Raw genomic sequence first — 17,053 nt, forward strand, 5'->3', positions numbered from 1 at the left:
TTTCGCGTCCCACGGAGAGTGGATGCCGTCGGCCGAAATCTCCTCCTCACGGAGGAGATCAGGCCCTCCCCCACCCCTGCCTGAAGGCCCTCAGGGGGCTCCACACGTTCTGACAGTTCATCAGTATTGAATGTTCCGGGTGCTGCGGCTACGTTCCGCGACACCACAGCCCGACACGAAGAGGTGGTCGCATGGCCGAAGTCAGCGCGGAGGCACGCATCGGGGCACCGGCCGAGAAGGTGTGGGCACAGCTCACGGACTGGTCCGCGTACGGGGAGTGGAACGCGACCCACACCAACTTCCCCAAGGGCGGCCCCGAAACCCTGGCGGTGGGCGGCACCTTCCAGGAGAACATGAAGCTGATGGGCTTCCCGGCCGAGGTCGAGTGGACCATCGAGGAGCTGGAACCGGCGCGGCTGTTCGTCATTCGCGGCAAGGGGCCGATGGCGGTGAGCCTCACCACGCGCTACACCCTCACCCCGGACGGCGACGCCACGACGGTACGCATCGACGGCGAGTTCACCGGCGCCGCCGTGTCGCTGATGGCCGGCAAGCTCAAGGACTCGGCGACGGCGGCCCTGAACGAGTCGCTGCGCAAGCTGGGCGGGCTGCTGGCCTGACCCCCTGACGCGCCCATGCGAGAAGGCGCCCCGCGGATCGCTCCACGGGGCGCCTCGGTCACGCCACGGCCGACCGGCCGACCGACCGATTGGCCGTCAGTCCTCGTCGGCGAGGATCAGATACAGCTTCTTGCGGGCCTCGTTGATGACGGTCAGCGCCTTCTCGCGCTGCTCCTTGCTACCGGTCTTCCAGACCTGGCCGAAGGCCTCCATCAGGCCGAAACCGGCCTGGCGGATCTCGCCGAGGGCCTCCCAGTCGACCCCGCGCGAGGCCTCCTCCCAGGGCGCGTCGGGCCCCTCGTCGGCCGCGGTGCGACCGTCCTCCGTGAGCGAGAACAGCTTCTTGCCGCCCTCGGACTCACTGGCGATCAGGCCCTCGTCCTCCAGCAGTTGCAGGGTGGGGTACACCGAGCCGGGGCTGGGCTTCCATGCGCCGCCGCTGCGCTCGGCGATCTCCTGGATCATCTCGTAACCGTGCATCGGCCGGTCCTTCAGCAGGGCCAGGATCGAGGCCCGTACGTCACCGCGCCGCGCCCTTCCCCTCGGGCCGCCGCGCCCTCGATGCCCCCAGGGGCCCGGTCCGAAACCGGGCCCGCCGGGCCCGAAGCCGGGGCCGCCCGGACCGAAGGGCCCGAAAGCCGCACGCAGCCCCTCGAAACTGCCCCGGTCGCGCCGAGAGGCGCCCTCGTGCCCGTGTCCACGCTCGTATCCGTGGGAACGCATCGCAATCACTCCATTCCATCGTTGATCTGTCGCGATGCGTCAACGATATATCGGAACCGATCGGATGACAATCCCCTTCGATGACCCTGTGACCTGTCTCAGTGAAGTTCGACCGGTCTAACTGAAGATTGACTACTGGCGGGTTCGTCTCACCGGAGTTTGACCGTCGCTGTTCTCATGTGTGTGGCGACCGGCGCTGAGCGGCCCTGTGCGCCCTGAGAAGATCGGGGCATGGCCGACTCACCCATGCAGATCAATGCCCTCATCGTCGATGCCGCTGACCCTGAGCGGCTTGCCGCGTTCTGGTCCGAGTTGCTTGGCCGCCCAGTCGTGGGCCGCATGGGGCCCTACGTATGGCTGCAGCGCGAGAACGGCCTGGGTCTGGGCTTCCAGCGGACCGGCGAGCCCAAGTCAGTGAAGAACCGTATGCACTTCGACATCACCTCACCCGACCCGCCCGCGGAACAGGAACGTGTCGAGGCGCTCGGCGGGCGCCGGCTGGAGGAGTACGACGCCGGCGGGTTCCTGGTGATGGCGGACCCCGAGGGCAATGAGTTCTGCATCATCCCCGAAGGCCCCTTCGAACTCGATGACGAGGGGCGCGCGGACTACCTCATCTGACCGGCCTTCCCGCCTTTGCCGGAAGGTCGTCGGCTCCCCCGCCGTCATCGGAGTTTGATCGGCGCTGGCGATAGGCCTTCTGCCTGCAGCGTTGTGAGCACGTCCGGCGTTGTTTCTGGCAAGGCCCTGGTGGCAGCGGCCCTTCGCAGACTTCGCAAGGTTGTGATGACGGTGTAGGTGCCGGTTCGGCTGGCTTCGGCGGTGCTGCAGGCCGCGCAGTCGGCGGCGGTGGAGGAGATGGGTTCGCAGGAGGCTGCCGGAGTTGCTGCCGATGTGCTCGCTGGCGGCATCGGTCCGAACATGTCCGGCGTGGTGTCAGCATCTGGTCGCCGCAGACGGGGCAGATGGGTGGTTCGGATGGATCTGCCGGGCCTGCTTCGGCTGACCATTTCTGCTGGTGCTTGAGGTAGTTGGCCTGTCGACAGGCGGATGAACACAGGCGGTAGCGCTGTCCGGGCTGGATCTTCATGCTCTTGCCGCACTGCCGACAGGGGGCTCTCAGTGAGGCAGCGAGAGGATGCCGTTCCCGGTGTGCCTTCTCTCGGCATGCCTGGGAACAGCGCAGGCTCCGGCGTCCGATGACGTCGGAGGGCGGCATCTCCGCGTCGCACTCCAGGCAGCGCCTGGTTTCCAGGGTGGCGAGCAGGATCTCCGGGTCGCGGCCGGTCGCGGCGGCGAGCCGTGTCCAGCTGGGAAGGCCCAGATGGTCGGGCGGTTCGCAGAGGAAGGTCCGCAGGTAGCTGGGCGGGAGATGGTTGGCGTGGGCCAGGCGGACGATGAAGGACCGGACGCCTTCGCCGGCCCGGGGACGGACCTGGAAGGGCAGGACGCGGATGTTCTCCTGGGTCATCGGGACGTCCTGGGCCCGCGGGACTGAGCCGATTCGGCGGCGACGTCCAGTGAGACGGCCTTCAGCCCGGCCTTGGTGATCTTCTCGGTGCCGTTGAAGATCGCGTCGATCGCGGCCCCGCGGATCTGGTGGGAGAGGGCGCCGATCATGCCGCCGGTGCGGTCGTGCAGGTAGCGGTCCAGTTTCGCCAGGGTGCCGGGCCGGTGCCGCCGCAGGGCGAGGGTCTTCTCCATGGTGGCGACCAAGCCCCGCCATTCACTGTTGTAGGGGAAGGGGTGGGTGGGGATCAAGGTGAAACGGCCGGCGATCTGGGCTCCGCGGGTGCCGGTCAGCAGGCTGCCGTGCTCGATGTCGATGCCCGCGTAGATGAACGTCGCGGATCCGCTCGGAGAAGTACTTGAGAGTGTCGGCAACTTCGGCGCCGTGCTGGGTGGTGAGCGAGATGTTGTGGAGTTCGTCGACCAGGATCATGCCGGTGCGGGCGTCGGTGCAGACACCGACGACGGACTCGATGAGGTCGGTGATGTTCATGCGGGCCATCACCGGCAGCCCGAGGAAACGGGCGAACTCGGCCGCGATCATGCGAGGTGTCGCGGCGGGCGGGACGGTGACGTAGATGACCGGCTTGCGGTCGGTGGCGGTGGGGTGCCGGGCCCGGTCCAGCAGTTCGTGGGACAGACCGAGCTGGGTGATCGCGATGGTCTTCCCGGTGCCGGCGGGGCCGGAGACGATCAGGCCCCGGCGGGCACTGATCGCGTGCCGGTTCAGCACGACCAGGCGGCGGCCGGTGGCGACGGTGTGCCGGACGACGGAGGTGGCGACCACCAGCAGACGGCCGTGGTGATTTAGGCGGGCTTCGTCGAAGGCTGCCCGGCCCGGCTCGCCGAGCGCGTCGTACTGGGCATCGTCGAGCCGGGGCGGCGGGGGCGGCGGCCCGTCGACGAAGCGGCGCCAGCCGTCGATCGTGGTCAGGTGCCGCTGGGAGTCCTGGGGCAGAGCCGGTGATGCCGTCATGAGCGTTTCCAGGGGTCTTCGAGCGGGTCGAACAGTCCGAGCGGGATCACTTCGGCCATCGAGTGCTCGCCCTCGTCCGCTTCGTCCTCGGGATCCGTCTGAGCACCGGCAACGGGTGCCGGGGTGAGGGGCCCTGCGGCTTTCGTGCGGGCGGCCACCCGCCGGTCGCGCTTGCCAGGCTTCGGGTCCTGCTCGGTCTGCGGGCCGCCGTGGGCCCGGGTGAGCAGGGCGGCGACCGCGTCGGCGATCTCCGCCTCGGTGGCGCGGGGCAGTTGGTGGCTGACGTGGTCCCAGGCCAGGTCGCCGAAGGGGACCGGTGCCCGGTTCAGGTGTTTCCAGGTGGCCGGGACCCACTCGCCGTCACCGCGGTGGTTGCGGACCCAGATCCGGGAGACGTCGTAGGGGTCACGGTGTACTTCCCAGAGGCCGCGTTTGGCCCGGACACCGGAGTCCTGCCGGCGCATCGGCCCCAGTTCGGGGCTGTCGTAGGTGCGGTTCTTGATCCGGATGCCGTACTCGTTGACCACCCGCCATTCCGCGGGCAGGAGTTCGACGTAGTCATCGCCGCTGAGCGCGATCGGAACGTAGCCGCAGGCCTCGACCAGGGTGGCGTACTTCTCGTTCGGAGTGAACAGCCGGCCCGGGTGGGACGGGTCACGCAGACCGTCGTGCTTGCGGTTCTGCCACTTGGCGACGATCCACTCGTCCAGGAGTTCCTGCAGTTCGAGCAGGGACCACAGGCGTTCGTGCTCCAGGTGGCGTCCGCGGTGGTCGGTGTTGCGGCCGGTGTAGCCGGGCAGGAACTGGGCGAACAGCGTGGCCACCGAGCCCAGCATCTTCTCGATGTGGCCCTTCTCGAACCCGGAACCCTTGTGCGTCGGCTGGAACTCGATCTCCAGGAAGCGGCAGGAGGAGCGGAAGTTCCGCGAGATGAACACGCTTCCGTGGTCGCAGACGATCATTTCCGGGACGATCACCGGCCGGGCCGCGGCGTGTTCCAGCCGTTCGTCCAGCGCCAGCAGGCGGCGGTGGGGCAGCACCGAACGCGACATACTCAGCGCGTCCTTCCAGCCCGGCTGCATCAGCTCGGGAGTGACAGTGCGGGCCAGCAGCACGCTGGCGTCCACCGACTTCGTGGTCGGACGCAGCACCGCCGCAGTCAGGGTCCGGGTGGCGACATCGACCATGGCGGTGAGCTCGACTTTGCCCGTGACGCCGTTGTCGAGCAGGACCAGCACGTCCAGAGGGGTGGAGTCGATCTGCATGATCTCGCCCGGCGCGAAGACCGGCAGCTGACCGTGAGGGGTCTTGGCGCCGTGGGCCTTGGAACGGCGGGTCGTGGCCGACCCGGTGGTGTGGGTGCCCGCGGTCAGTTTCGCCAGCAGCCGGTAGAGCGTCGCGCGGGACGGAAGCTTCGCCGCCCGTCCTTCCGGCGTCTTCTGGAGGATCTCGCCGACTCTCCAGAGGAGGAAGGTCCCCGTCCGGGTCGATGCGTCGACGGCCTCGTCGATCGCCTGCCGCATCGCGTCGACCACTGCCTCGTCGACCTCGCCGAACTGGGGTGTCTTGCGCATCGGCCGGTGGTCGGCGAGTCCGATCACCCCCTGTTGTTGGTAGCGGCGCCGGCGGTGGGCGACCGTACTGGGCGTCACGGGGTGCCCGGCGGCCGCCAGTTCGGCGGCCTTGGCCCGCTGGCGTGCGGTCAGCGACCGGTCCGGCCCGTATTCGGGCCGCGGCGTCGTGCCGGGCTCCACTCCCGGCGGCAGACCGTGCAGCACCTCCAGGATGTGGCTCTCCCACCACAATGCCTTCTCCATCACCGCTTCGGGGAAGGTCTCCAGCAGGGAAGCCGGCGGCAGCGGCATCCGCATCGGTGTGCCCACGACCTGGAAGTCGTCGGCGTCGAACAGCTCCAGCAACGGGACCGCGCGATACGCCTCCTTCTCGTCGGTCAAGGTCAGGGCCACTGCCGAGACGGCAAGCACCGCGCGGATCTGTCCGTCGAACCGGACCCGGTCCCCGACCGCGATCCGAGGCGGCCGCTTCAGCCGGCCCACGGCTTCCTCCTCCCAGCGCTGACCAGGCTCTCCGTTCCCAGCAGCCCGGACTCCAGATCCGTCACAAGCCGCCCGGACCACAACAGGTGGAACAGCACCGGCAGGACCTGCAGACGGTCACCGACCCGCTCGGCTCCGGCCCACAACGGCAACGGCTCCGAGAACACCTCCAGCAGCCGGGCCGCGACGTCCGGCGGCCGTCCGGAGCGGTCGCGCCGATAGCGGGCCAGCCACCGAACATTCGCCATGAACACCGGCTCCGGCGTGCCCACGTGCTGAAATCCCCAGCCCACCGCATCGCAGGCCAGGCGGGTCGCCGCGAAGGCCTGCGCGGTCCGCTCATCCATGCGGTCACCAGCACGGACGTCGATCACACGGCCTCGCCCATCACCGAGCCGTACGAAGTAGTCAGGGGCGTGACGCCGCGATCTCTGCCCGTCGTGCCAGTGCAGCCAGAACGGCTGAGAGCCGATCCCGACAACCTCCGGATCCCGGTCCAGCAAGATCAACCGATCCCGCTCGAGCCACGACTCATAACCCACGTGATCGCCGACCGTCACCGCGTAGTACCAGCCCGCGAAGCTCTTCTCACCCTTCGTCCAGCGGAACGGACGTACAGGTTCCGCCTCCTCGAAGCGTGTGTTCCAGGCCCTGCCCAACGGCAGCCGAAGACGCTCTCCAGACCTCACAAAGTCCAGCTCAAACGCCGAAAGCGCCTCGTCACCGAATGCCCGCACAGGTGTCGCCACGTCGTCCCGCCCCTCGCAACCCCAACCGTCGCGAACGTAGAGCAGCAGCCGGTCAAACTTCAGTGAGAACGGTCAAAGTTCACTGAGACGAGTCATCGATGCCCCTGACTGGTTGTGAAAAATCTGGCCTGGTCGGCCGAGTCGACGGAGCAGCTGCTGAGCGCGCTGCGCGAGGCCGGCCCGGATCGCGGTTGCTGGACGTGGTGGGGCCCGTCGGAGTCGCTGCAGACCTCCGGTGCCGTCGCCCGGCACCAGGTCCAGGAGGCCGCGGTGCACACCTACGACGCCCAGATCGCCCTGGGTGCCCCGCAGCCGCTGCCGGACGAGGCGGCACTCGACGGTGTCGACGAGTTCCTGTCCACCTGCTGCGCATGGACGAGCGCCTGGCCGCACAAGCCCGCTGTCGTCGACTTCCACGCCATGGAGGGCCGCTCGTGGCGCCTCTCGCTCTCCGCCGACGGCGCACGGACCGCCGGTCTCCCCGCCCCCGGCACCATGCCCGCCACCGCTGCCGGGCAGGGCCCGGACGCGGCCACCGTCTCTGTCCGGGGCACGGCCGGTGAGCTGGTCCTCGCCCTGTACAACCGTATTCCGGTGGACTCCCTGGAGCTCGACGGCGACCGACGTCTCTTCGACCTGCTCCTGGCCTGGGAGCCGGGGGCGTAGGACGTGACGATGCGCCACCTCCTGCGCCCCCTGCTCCCGGACTCAGGCGTGCCAGCTCCAGTCCGCGACTTCGGGCAGGTCGACGCCGTGCTCCCGGATCCAGGCGTCGTGGCGGGTGCGGACGTCGGCCATGTGCTGACGTACGGTGGCGGCGCTCACCGCGAGGCCGGGGACGCGGTCGATGACGTCCATGACCAGGCGGTAGCGGTCGAGGTCGTTGCGGACGACCATGTCGAAGGGCGTGGTGGTGGTGCCGGACTCCTTGTAGCCGCGGACGTGCAGGTTCTTGTGGCCGGTACGGCGGTAGGCGAGGCGGTGGATCAGCCACGGGTAGCCGTGGTAGGCGAAGATGACCGGCTTGTCGGTGGTGAAGAGGCCGTCGTACTCGGCGTCGGTCATTCCGTGCGGGTGGTCCTCGCGCGGCATCAGCCGGGTCATGTCGACGACGTTGACCACGCGCACCGCGAGCTGCGGCAGGTGCCGGCGCAGCAGCTGCGCGGCGGCCAGGACCTCCTGGGTCGGCACGTCCCCGGCGCAGGCCAGCACCACGTCCGGTTCGCCGCCGTTCTCCGTCCCGGCCCACTCCCAGATTCCGGCCCCCCGCGCGCAGTGGGCGCGGGCCTGGTCCATGGACAGCCAGTCGAAGCACGGCTGCTTCCCGGCCACGATCACGTTCACGTAGTCCCGGCTGCGCAGGGCGTGATCCGCGACCGACAGCAGAGTGTTGGCATCCGGCGGGAGGTAGACGCGCACGACCTCCGGGCTCTTGTTGAGGACGTGGTCGACGAAGCCGGGATCCTGGTGGGAGAAGCCGTTGTGGTCCTGGCGCCACACATGGGAGGTCAGCAGGTAGTTGAGGGACGCGATGGGGGCGCGCCAGGGCAGTTGCCGTGCGGTCTTCAGCCACTTGATGTGCTGGTTCACCATCGAGTCGACGATGTGCACGAACGCCTCGTAGCAGGAGAACAGGCCGTGCCGGCCGGTGAGCAGGTAGCCCTCCAGCCAGCCCTGGCAGAGGTGTTCGGAGAGGATCTCCACCACCCGGCCGTGCCGGTCCAGGTGTTCGTCGACCGGAAGCTGCTGGGCCTGCCAGGCCTTTCCGCTGGCGTCGAAGACGGCCTGGAGCCGGTTGGAGGCGGTCTCGTCCGGGCCGACCAGCCGGAAGTCCCGGCGCCCGGCGGTGTCCTTCATGACCTGTTCGAGCAGGGCGCCGAGGACCCGCGTCGGCTCGTGCAGCGTGGTCCCCGGCTTCTCGACCCGTACGGCGAAGTCGTCGAGGGACCCGATCGGCAGGTTCCGTACGAGGAGGCCGCCGTTGGCGTGCGGTGTGGCGCCGAGCCGCTTGGCGCCCTCGGGAACGCAGGCCAGGACATCGGCGACGGGACGGCCGTCCGGGCCGAAGAGCTCCTCGGGCCGGTACGAGCGCAGCCAGGCTTCCAGCTGCCGCAGGTGTTCGGGGTTTTCGCGGACGGCGGCGAGCGGGACCTGATGCGCGCGCCAGGTGCCCTCGACGGGCACGCCGTCCACCTCGGCCGGTCCGGTCCAGCCCTTCGGTGTGCGCAGCACGATCATCGGCCAGTGCACACGCTCGCTGACGCCGTCCTCGCGGGCGGTCCGCTGCATCACGGCGATGCGGTCCAGCGCCTCGTCCAGCGCGCGGGCCATCGCCCGGTGCACCAGGGCCGGGTCGTCGCCGGTGACATGGATCGGCTCATGGCCGTATCCCCGCAGGAGCTCGTCGAGTTCGGCTTCGGGGATGCGGGAGAGCACGGTCGGGTTGGCGATCTTGTAGCCGTTGAGGTGCAGGATCGGCAGGACCGCTCCGTCGTGCACCGGGTCGAGGAACTTGTTCGAGTGCCAGGAGGCGGCCAGCGGTCCGGTCTCCGCCTCGCCGTCGCCGATCACGCAGGCCACCAGCAGGTCCGGGTTGTCGAAGGCGGCGCCGTAGGCATGGGCGAGCGAATAGCCGAGCTCCCCGCCCTCGTGGATCGAGCCGGGCGTCTCCGGGGCCACATGGCTGGGCACCCCGCCGGGGAAGGAGAACTGCCGGAACAGCCGGCCCATGCCCGCCGCGTCACGCGACACGTCCGGATAGGTCTCGCTGTAGCTGCCCTCCAGCCAGGAGTTGGCGACGACGGAGGGCCCGCCGTGACCCGGCCCCCACACGCACAACGCGTCCAGGCCGCGTGCCTTGATCACGCGGTTGAGGTGGGTGTAGACGAGGTTGAGACCGGGCGAGGTGCCCCAGTGGCCGAGCAGCCGCGGCTTGATGTGCTCGGGCCTCAGCGGTTCGGTCAGCAACGGGTTGGACATGAGGTAGATCTGGCCCGCCGCCAGGTAGTTGGCGGCCCGCCAGTGCGCGTCCAGGGTGCGCAGTTCGTCGTCGGAAAGTACGGTGGCGTCCTGGTGTTCGACCTTGGACATGGGTGAGACTCCGGAAGTAGTCGACGTAGAGGTCGTAGAGGTCATCGGGCGGTGGAGGCGGCATGGCCGGCAAGAAGGCGGCGGAGCTGCCGCGCAAGGTGTACGAGAAGGAACTGCTGCGCCTGCAGACCGAGTTGGTGAAGCTGCAGGAGTGGGTGCGGGCGGACGGCGCCCGGCTGGTCGTGATCTTCGAGGGACGGGACGCGGCGGGCAAGGGCGGCACGATCAAGCGGGTCGCCGAGTACCTCAACCCGCGCGTGGCACGGATTGCGGCGCTGCCCACACCGACCGAGCGCGAGCGCACGCAGTGGTACTTCCAGCGGTACGTGGAGCATCTGCCGGCCGCCGGGGAGATCGTGCTGTTCGACCGGTCCTGGTACAACCGGGCCGGTGTCGAGCATGTGATGGGCTTCTGTACGAAGGAGGAGTACCAGCTCTTCCTGCGGCAGTGCCCGATCTTCGAACGGATGCTGGTGGAGGACGGGATCCTGCTGCGCAAGTACTGGTTCTCGGTGAGCGACACCGAGCAGCAGGACCGGTTCCGGCGGCGCCTCGACGATCCGGTGCGGCGCTGGAAGCTGTCGCCGATGGACCTGGAGTCGATCACCCGCTGGGAGGCCTACTCCCGGGCCAAGGACGAGATGCTGGTGCACACCGACATCTCCGACGCGCCCTGGTACGTCGTCGAGAGCGACGACAAGCGCCGGGCCCGGCTGAACATGATCGCCCACTTGCTCGACTCCGTCCCCTACCGCGAGGTGCCGCCGCCGGTCCTGGAGCTCCCGGAGCGGCCGCCGTCGACCGGCTACGAGCGCCCCCCGCGGGATCTGCAGACGTACGTGCCCGATCACGCGGCGAGCCTCTGAGCGACGTCACCGCTCTTACCCCCGGTGCGGTACGACCGCGACGGGGCAGGCGGCGTGGTGCAGGACGCCGTGGGTCACGCGGCCCAGGCGAAGTCCGTAGTGCCCCTCCTTGCGCCGGGCGCCCACGACGAGCAGGTCGGCCTCGTGGGAGGCGTCCAGCAGCACCCTGCGGGCGTGGCCCTCGGCGGTGCGCCGTCGTATGTCGACGCCCGGGTGCTCCTCGGCCGCCGCGCGCAGTGCCGCTTCCAGCGTGTCGGCGGCCCGCTGCTCGTGCAGCCGGGCGGGCTCACCGGCGAGCAGGGGGTGGTCGGGTGCCTCGTGGGCGGGGCACCGCCAGGCTCGTACCACTTCCAGCGGCACTCCGCGCAGCTCCGCCTCCTCGACGGCGAAGCGCATCGCCGCCGCGCCCACCGGCCCCTCCCCCACGCCCACGACGACGCGGCCGCGCGTCGCCTTGCGGGCCTGGTTGTCGTGGCTGCCGCGGAGCACGATCACCGGGCAGTCGGCGTGGCCGGCCACGGTCAGACTGACGGAGCCCAGCAGCATCTCGGCGAGACCGCTGCGGCCGCGGCTGCCCACGACCAGCGCGGAGGCGTGTCTGCCGGCGCTCACCAGCGCGTACTCCGGTTCCTCGGGGACCATGTCGGTGGAGATCTTCACGTCGGCCTGGCGCCGGCGGGCCCGCTGCGCGGCGGTCTCCACGATGTCCTCGGCCATCACCTGCTCGGACGGCTTGCCCAGGTCCTGTGCGAGGGAGACGCCCTCGTACCGCTCCCACAGCGAGGCGTACACCACCTGGAGCGGCACCCCGCGCAGGGCTGCCTCGTCGGCGGCCCAGTCGACGGCCCGCAGGCTCGACTCGGAACCGTCGACGCCCACGACCAGCGGAAGCTCCATCGTTGTCACCCTTCTGCCCCGAGGTCGAACACGATGCGGGCCTTGACCTGGCCGCGCAGCACGTCCTCGATGGACTCGTTGACGGAGCCGAGCGGACGGGTCTCGTGGATGACCCTTGTGCGGCCCGCCGCGTGCAGTTGGAAGACCTCGGCGAGGTCCTGCCGCGTCCCGACGATGGAGCCGATCACAGACGTGCCGTTCAGGACGGTGTCGAAGATCGGGACCCGGACCGTGCCGTGCGCCGGCAGGGCCACCATAACCAGCTTGCCGCCGCGCCGCAGCCCGGAGTAGGCCGCCGCGAAGGCGTCCTCGTTCACCGCGAGCGCGATCGCCGCGTGGGCGCCGCCGTGCCGCTTGAGCACCTCGCCCACGTCGTGCTTGCGGGCGTCGATGACGAGGTCGGCGCCCAGCTCCGCGGCGAGTTCCAGTTTCTCGTCGGTGACGTCGATCGCGGCCACCTGAGCGCCGGCGATCTTCGCGTACTGCACGGCCAGGTGACCGAGTCCGCCGACCCCGGAGATCGCGACGAGCTGGGCGGGGCGCACCTCGGCGACCTTGAGCGCCTTGTACGTGGTGACACCGGCGCAGGTCAGCGGGGCGGCCTCCACGGCGCTGATGCCCTGCGGCACCGGCTGGGCGAAGTCGGCCCAGGCCAGCATCTTCTCGGCGTAGCCGCCGTCGCAGCCGTACCCGGTGTTGATCTGCTGCTCGCACAGCGTCTCCCAGCCGGACAGGCAGTGCTCGCACCGCCCGCACGCCCACCCCAGCCAGGGCACGGCCACGCGCTGTCCGACGGCCAGGTGGGTGACGCCGTCGCCGAGCTTCTCGACGAGTCCGACGCCCTCGTGGCCGGGCACGAACGGCGGGCTCGGCTTCACCGGCCAGTCGCCGTGGGCCGCGTGGATGTCGGTGTGGCACAGCCCGGAGGCCTCCACCCGGATCCGGACCTGCCCGGGACCGGGCTCGGGATCGGGGCGCTCCTCGATGACCAGGGGCTCACCGAACGCTCGTACGACCGCTGCCTTCATTGGTCTCTGCTCCTCAGGGGTGGGTCAGCCGTGGGGGACGACGGCGACGGGGGCGGTGGAGTGGTGCAGCACGGCGTGGGTGACGGGCCCGATGTGGGCGCCGAAGGCGTTGTTGCGCATGCGCCGCCCGACGACGACCAGGGAGGCCTCACGGGCGGCGTCGATCAGGTGACCGGCGGGTGTGCCGAGGTGGGACTCCTCCGTGACCTCGACATCCGGGAACTTCAGCCGCCACGGGCGCAGGATCTCGGTCTGGGAGGTCTCCTCGCTCGGCACCGGGGACGCCTGGACCACGAGGTCGGCCGGGTAGTACAGCGGGGGACTCCAGCCGTGGACGACACGCAGGGCCGTATGGCGTCGGGCGGCCGCGGTGAACGCGAACTCGATCAGGCGCTCGTCCGGGGACTCGATGTCGAGGCCCAGGATCACGGGGCGGAACGGGGCCGCGGCGGACGGAATCCCCGCCGGGTCCATCTCGTGCTCGTCGGCGGCCTGTTCCCCGGCGCGGACCAGGACGACCGGCCGCTCGGCGTGCGCCACGACCGAGAGTCCGACCGAGCCGACCATGAATCCGGCGGCGCCGCTCAGCCCGCGCGAGCCGAGGACCATCAGTTCGGCGTCCTTCGCCATGCTCGTCAGGACCTCAGCGGGCCGGCCGCTCAGCTGCTCGGTGAGCACCTCGAGTCCGGGGTGGCGCAGGGCGATGCCCTCGGCCGCCTCGCGGGGGATCCGGTCGGCCCAGTACTGCCGGGTCCCGGCACCGAGGAGCGGTGCCTGTGCCATGGGTTCCGGTACGGGTTCCCAGACCTGGAGCAGTTTCAGGGGCAGGCCGGTCAGCTCTGCCTCTCGGGCCGCCCACTCGGCGGCGGCGCGGCTCTCGGGTGAACCGTCGAGGCCGACCGTGATGGTGCGGGTCATGCTGTCCACCTCCTGCATCGGGGCTTCGATACGAGGATCTTGCGTGGACGGGACGTGGGGCAGGGGCCGCAGGTCCCGGAGACGGGCCGAACGTCCCTCGCGGGCCGGCGCTGCTCCCGCCGGGTGCCGAAGGGCCGGTGGCCACACCGACCCGGAACGCCCCTGTCCGCTGGGCTGTTGGGCTCGTCGGGGGTTGCGTGACGGACGAGTTCCCGGGTAGGTCTCGCGACGGGTCGCACGACGGTGGATCATGAGGTCGGAGGCGGAGAAAGGCGGGCCATGTCCCAGAGCTCGGACGGGCAGGTTCCGGGGTGGCGTCGCCTGGCGCCGGGGGTCGGGGCTCTTCTCCGCTATCGCCGCTCGTGGCTGAGGGGCGATCTGCTGGCCGGTGTGACCGTGGCCGCGTACCTCGTGCCGCAGGTCATGGCCTATGCCGGAGTGGCCGGGCTGCCGCCGGTCGCCGGGCTGTGGGCGATCCTGCCCGCGCTCGCGCTGTACGCGCTGTTCGGCTCCTCGCGGCTGCTGTCGGTCGGCCCGGAGTCCACGACCGCCCTGATGACGGCCACCGTGGTCGGCCCGCTCGCGGAAGGCGCCCCCGGGCGGTACGCCACGCTGGCGGCCGCCCTCGCGGTCACGGTCGGTCTGCTGTGCGTGCTGGCCAGGGTGGTGCGGCTGGGCTTCCTCGCCGACCTGCTGTCCCGGCCGGTGCTCATCGGCTATCTGGCGGGCGTGGCGCTGATCATGACCGTGGATCAGCTGACGAAGCTCACCGGGGTCGAGACGACGGGCAGCGCGTTCTTCCGCCAGCTGTGGTCCTTCTTCACGAACCTGCCCGACGCCCACCCGGCCACGGTCCTCTTCTCCGCCACCGTGCTCGCGTTCCTGTTCGTGGTGGCGCGGTACGCCCCCGCGGTGCCGGGTCCGCTGCTCGCGGTGGTGCTGGGCACGGCCGTCGTGACGACGTTCGACCTCGACAGCCGGTACGGCATCAAGGTGATCGGCGAGGTCCCGTCGGGACTGCCGGACCTCGCTCTGCCGGAGCTGAGCGAGCTGCCGCACCTGGTCCTGCCGGCGCTCGGCGTGCTGATCGTCGCGTACACGGACTTCATCCTCACCGCGCGGGCGTTCACCGGCGGCGAGGCGGAAGGCCCCGGTCTGGACGCCAACCAGGAGTTCCTCGCGCTGGGGACGGCCAACCTCGGCGCCGGTGTCCTGCACGGCTTCCCGGTGAGCAGCAGCGCCAGCCGCACCGCGCTCGCCTCCTCGGCGGGGGCCCGCAGCCAGGCGTACTCCCTGGTGGCGGGGGCCGCGGTGCTCGCCGTCCTGCTGTTCCTCAGCCCGCTGCTCTCCCGCACGCCCTCCGCCGTGCTCGGCGCGCTCGTCGTCTACGCCGCGGCCCGCATGATCGACCTCGCGGGCTTCCGCCGGCTGGCGTCCTTCCGCCGCCGGGAGCTCCTGCTGGCCCTGGGCTGCCTGGCCGGGGTGCTCGCCCTGGACATCCTGTACGGCGTGCTGGTCGCCGTCGGCCTGTCGGTCGCCGAGCTGCTGACCCGGGTGGCCCGCCCGCACGACGCGGTCGAGGGGCTGGTGCCCGGGATGGCGGGCATGCACGACGTGGACGACTTTCCCCAGGCCCGGACGATTCCCGGGCTGCTGGTCTACCGCTACGACTCGCCCCTGTTCTTCGCCAACGCAGAGAACTTCCGGCGCCGGGCCCTGGCCGCGGTCGACGAGCAGAGCGGGCCCGTGCGCTGGTTCGTGCTCAACACGGAGGCCAACGTGGAGGTCGACATCACCGCTCTCGACGCGGTCGACGACCTGCGCCGCGAGCTCACCGGCCGAGGCATCGTGTTCGCCCTCGCCCGGGTCAAGCAGGATCTCCTGGACGACCTGCGGGCGTACGGCCTCGCGGACTCCGTCGGGACGGATCTCGTCTTCCCGACCCTGCCGACCGCCGTGGCCGCCTACCGGGCGTGGTGCGAGACCCATGCGCCCGGTGGCGATCGCCCCGGCTGAGTCGATCCGCGACCGATCCTTCAACGGAGCGGCCGAGCATGGTCGGGCGGGTCCTCCGCACGCGTGTGATCGCGCGGGGGGCCACAGAGAGCCGGGTGGCCCGGCCGGCGGGCCGGGTGGCCCATGGTCCGGCACGCCCGGCGGGCACACGCTGGCACTGGCAGTTCCTACGCGCCGCCGGGAGGCACGCCATGATCACTACCCGTACGCCCAGCATGCTGCAGGCTCTGCCCGCCGAGCACCGGCAGCGGCTGATGCGCATCGCCCGGGAGGTGTCCTTCTCCCAGGGGACGCGCATCTTCGAGGAGGGCGGGCACGCCGACCGGTTCTGGATCGTCCGCACCGGCACGGTCGAGCTCGACATGCATGTCCCCGGCCGCAAGTCGGCCGTCATCGAGATGCTCCGGCCCAACGAGCTCGTCGGCTGGTCGTGGTTGTTCGGCCCGCACGTCTGGCACCTGGGCGCCGAGGCCGCGACGCCGGTACGGGCGTACGAGTTCGACGCCGAGGCCGTGCGCACGATGTGCCGGGAGGACCCGGCCCTGGGCAGCTCCGTCGCCCAGTGGGTCGGCGAGGTGCTGGCCCACCGCCTGCGCTCCTCCAGGACCCGGCTGCTGGACCTGTACGCCCCCTACGGTGCCGGAAGCCTCGTCTGAACGGTCCGGCGGGTGTTTCCTGGTGGGGAGGGGCCGGTCGGCCCTAGTGCGTCCGGCCCCGGCGAGCGACGATCGTCGTACGGACTGGCGGACCGTCCGCGGACCGTCCGCGGTCCGTCCGTCACCGGGCAACGAGGGGTCTCCATGGCCGACACAGGCACTTTCGACGAGCAGAATCCGATCCGCGTGTTTCTGCTCGACGACCACGAGGTCGTGCGGCGCGGTCTGACCGACCTGCTCGACGCCGAGCCGGACATCTCGGTGGTCGGCGACGCGGACAGCGTCGAGCAGGCGCTGGTCCGCGGCCCGGCGCTGCGTCCGCACGTCGCCGTGCTGGACGTACGCCTGCCGGACGGCGACGGGATCACGGTCTGCCGGGAGCTGCGCAACCGGATGCCGGAGCTCGCGTGTCTGATGCTGACGTCGTTCGACGACGAGGACGCCCTGCTCGACGCGATCATGGCCGGTGCCTCGGGCTACGTCCTGAAGCAGATCCGGGGCTCCGACCTGATCTCGGCCGTGCGCACGGTCGCCTCGGGCCAGTCGATGCTGGACCCCGCGACCACGGCCCGCCTGATGCGGTCGCTGCGCTCCGACCCCGTCGAGACGACGGCCGTGGCGCCCGAGTTGGCGAGCCTGTCGCCGCGCGAGCGGGACATCCTCGCGCTGATCGGGGACGGGCTGACCAATCGCGAGATCGGCAAGAAGCTGTACCTGTCGGAGAAGACCGTCAAGAACCACATCTCCCGCCTGCTGGCCAAGCTGGGCGTCCAGCGCCGGGTCCAGGCCGCTGTCCTCGCCTCCCACCTGGACCAGCTGGAGGACGGCGAACGCTCCACGAGGTGAGGGCCGGCCGACCGGCTGGGCCCTTCGTACCGACCACCCGCGCGGGCGGCAGTTCCCCGCTGCCCCGGGCCGGCGCAGGGCGCCGAGGCGCTCCTCGGACAC

At 70.6% G+C, this 17,053-nt stretch carries 13 protein-coding genes and 2 pseudogenes; 7 read left to right on the forward strand and 8 right to left on the reverse strand.

Annotated features, from left to right (window positions below; all coding sequences use genetic code 11):
* Positions 1 to 191: 191 nt before the first annotated feature.
* Complete coding sequence (locus ACIPSA_RS33065) at positions 192 to 620, forward strand: SRPBCC family protein (protein ID WP_402641182.1); 429 nt, start codon at positions 192 to 194, stop codon at positions 618 to 620.
* Between the two features lie 96 nt (positions 621 to 716).
* On the opposite strand, the gene ACIPSA_RS33070 is transcribed toward ACIPSA_RS33065, so the two are convergent.
* A complete protein-coding gene (locus ACIPSA_RS33070) occupies positions 717 to 1,343 on the reverse strand; it encodes a PadR family transcriptional regulator (RefSeq protein WP_402641185.1) in 627 nt (208 codons plus the stop codon).
* A 231-nt stretch (positions 1,344 to 1,574) separates the two neighbouring features.
* On the opposite strand from ACIPSA_RS33070, the gene ACIPSA_RS33075 reads away from it, so the two are divergent.
* Positions 1,575 to 1,964, forward strand: coding sequence for a VOC family protein (locus tag ACIPSA_RS33075; protein WP_402641188.1), 390 nt, complete (start codon positions 1,575 to 1,577; stop codon positions 1,962 to 1,964).
* Between the two features lie 846 nt (positions 1,965 to 2,810).
* Here the strand turns inward: ACIPSA_RS33075 and ACIPSA_RS33080 are convergent.
* From ACIPSA_RS33080 to ACIPSA_RS33090, 3 genes and pseudogenes are all read right to left on the reverse strand, one after another.
* Positions 2,811 to 3,828, reverse strand: a pseudogene (locus ACIPSA_RS33080) (TniB family NTP-binding protein).
* Entirely contained in the window at positions 3,825 to 5,885 is a 2,061-nt protein-coding gene (locus tag ACIPSA_RS33085) for a Mu transposase C-terminal domain-containing protein (protein ID WP_402641191.1), read from the reverse strand. Before ACIPSA_RS33085 ends, ACIPSA_RS33080 begins: the two are co-directional and overlap by 4 nt.
* Positions 5,873 to 6,634, reverse strand: a complete 762-nt coding sequence (locus tag ACIPSA_RS33090) for a TnsA-like heteromeric transposase endonuclease subunit (RefSeq protein WP_402641194.1) — start codon at positions 6,632 to 6,634, stop codon at positions 5,873 to 5,875. Before ACIPSA_RS33090 ends, ACIPSA_RS33085 begins: the two co-directional genes overlap by 13 nt.
* 123 nt (positions 6,635 to 6,757) lie before the next feature.
* Here ACIPSA_RS33090 and ACIPSA_RS33095 point away from each other — a divergent pair.
* A pseudogene (locus ACIPSA_RS33095) lies at positions 6,758 to 7,300 on the forward strand (maleylpyruvate isomerase family mycothiol-dependent enzyme); the annotation flags it as partial.
* A 42-nt stretch (positions 7,301 to 7,342) separates the two neighbouring features.
* Here the strand turns inward: ACIPSA_RS33095 and ACIPSA_RS33100 are convergent.
* Positions 7,343 to 9,724, reverse strand: coding sequence for a phosphoketolase (locus ACIPSA_RS33100; RefSeq protein WP_402641197.1), 2,382 nt, complete (start codon positions 9,722 to 9,724; stop codon positions 7,343 to 7,345).
* A gap of 62 nt (positions 9,725 to 9,786) precedes the next feature.
* On the opposite strand from ACIPSA_RS33100, the gene ppk2 reads away from it, so the two are divergent.
* The gene (ppk2, locus tag ACIPSA_RS33105) at positions 9,787 to 10,590 is read left to right on the forward strand and encodes a polyphosphate kinase 2 (RefSeq protein ID WP_402641200.1); all 804 of its coding nucleotides are present in this window, start codon (positions 9,787 to 9,789) and stop codon (positions 10,588 to 10,590) included.
* A 15-nt stretch (positions 10,591 to 10,605) separates the two neighbouring features.
* Here ppk2 and ACIPSA_RS33110 read toward each other — a convergent pair whose 3' ends face one another.
* The 3 genes from ACIPSA_RS33110 to ACIPSA_RS33120 are packed head-to-tail and all read right to left on the reverse strand — an operon-like array spanning position 10,606 to position 13,433.
* On the reverse strand, positions 10,606 to 11,487 hold the full coding sequence (locus ACIPSA_RS33110; RefSeq protein ID WP_402641203.1) for a universal stress protein: 882 nt from the start codon (positions 11,485 to 11,487) through the stop codon (positions 10,606 to 10,608).
* A 5-nt stretch (positions 11,488 to 11,492) separates the two neighbouring features.
* Positions 11,493 to 12,515, reverse strand: coding sequence for a zinc-dependent alcohol dehydrogenase (locus ACIPSA_RS33115; protein WP_402641206.1), 1,023 nt, complete (start codon positions 12,513 to 12,515; stop codon positions 11,493 to 11,495).
* A 24-nt stretch (positions 12,516 to 12,539) separates the two neighbouring features.
* Positions 12,540 to 13,433, reverse strand: coding sequence for a universal stress protein (locus ACIPSA_RS33120; RefSeq protein ID WP_402641209.1), 894 nt, complete (start codon positions 13,431 to 13,433; stop codon positions 12,540 to 12,542).
* Positions 13,434 to 13,712: 279 nt separating this feature from the next.
* Between ACIPSA_RS33120 and ACIPSA_RS33125 the strand changes: the two genes are divergently transcribed.
* From ACIPSA_RS33125 to ACIPSA_RS33135, 3 genes are all read left to right on the forward strand, one after another.
* On the forward strand, positions 13,713 to 15,449 hold the full coding sequence (locus tag ACIPSA_RS33125; RefSeq protein WP_402641212.1) for a SulP family inorganic anion transporter: 1,737 nt from the start codon (positions 13,713 to 13,715) through the stop codon (positions 15,447 to 15,449).
* A 191-nt stretch (positions 15,450 to 15,640) separates the two neighbouring features.
* Positions 15,641 to 16,105: a Crp/Fnr family transcriptional regulator gene (locus ACIPSA_RS33130; RefSeq protein ID WP_402641215.1), complete on the forward strand. Its 465-nt coding sequence runs from the start codon at positions 15,641 to 15,643 to the stop codon at positions 16,103 to 16,105.
* 144 nt (positions 16,106 to 16,249) lie between these two features.
* Positions 16,250 to 16,951, forward strand: a complete 702-nt coding sequence (locus tag ACIPSA_RS33135) for a response regulator (RefSeq protein ID WP_402641218.1) — start codon at positions 16,250 to 16,252, stop codon at positions 16,949 to 16,951.
* Positions 16,952 to 17,053 lie beyond the last annotated feature (102 nt).

Origin of the sequence: Streptomyces sp. NPDC086549 (assembly GCF_044746205.1) — a bacterium.
In the GTDB taxonomy this organism is placed as follows: Bacteria; Actinomycetota; Actinomycetes; order Streptomycetales; family Streptomycetaceae; genus Streptomyces.

What these genes read in the sequence shown, in the direction of transcription:
- ACIPSA_RS33065 (WP_402641182.1), top strand. Translation starts at nt 192, where the DNA reads ATGGCCGAAGTCAGCGCGGAGGCACGCATCGGGGCACCGGCCGAGAAG.
- ACIPSA_RS33070 (WP_402641185.1), bottom strand. Translation starts at nt 1,343, where the DNA reads ATGCGTTCCCACGGATACGAGCGTGGACACGGGCACGAGGGCGCCTCT.
- ACIPSA_RS33075 (WP_402641188.1), top strand. Translation starts at nt 1,575, where the DNA reads ATGGCCGACTCACCCATGCAGATCAATGCCCTCATCGTCGATGCCGCT.
- ACIPSA_RS33100 (WP_402641197.1), bottom strand. Translation starts at nt 9,724, where the DNA reads ATGTCCAAGGTCGAACACCAGGACGCCACCGTACTTTCCGACGACGAA.
- ppk2 (WP_402641200.1), top strand. Translation starts at nt 9,787, where the DNA reads ATGGCCGGCAAGAAGGCGGCGGAGCTGCCGCGCAAGGTGTACGAGAAG.
- ACIPSA_RS33110 (WP_402641203.1), bottom strand. Translation starts at nt 11,487, where the DNA reads ATGGAGCTTCCGCTGGTCGTGGGCGTCGACGGTTCCGAGTCGAGCCTG.
- ACIPSA_RS33115 (WP_402641206.1), bottom strand. Translation starts at nt 12,515, where the DNA reads ATGAAGGCAGCGGTCGTACGAGCGTTCGGTGAGCCCCTGGTCATCGAG.
- ACIPSA_RS33120 (WP_402641209.1), bottom strand. Translation starts at nt 13,433, where the DNA reads ATGACCCGCACCATCACGGTCGGCCTCGACGGTTCACCCGAGAGCCGC.
- ACIPSA_RS33125 (WP_402641212.1), top strand. Translation starts at nt 13,713, where the DNA reads ATGTCCCAGAGCTCGGACGGGCAGGTTCCGGGGTGGCGTCGCCTGGCG.
- ACIPSA_RS33130 (WP_402641215.1), top strand. Translation starts at nt 15,641, where the DNA reads ATGATCACTACCCGTACGCCCAGCATGCTGCAGGCTCTGCCCGCCGAG.
- ACIPSA_RS33135 (WP_402641218.1), top strand. Translation starts at nt 16,250, where the DNA reads ATGGCCGACACAGGCACTTTCGACGAGCAGAATCCGATCCGCGTGTTT.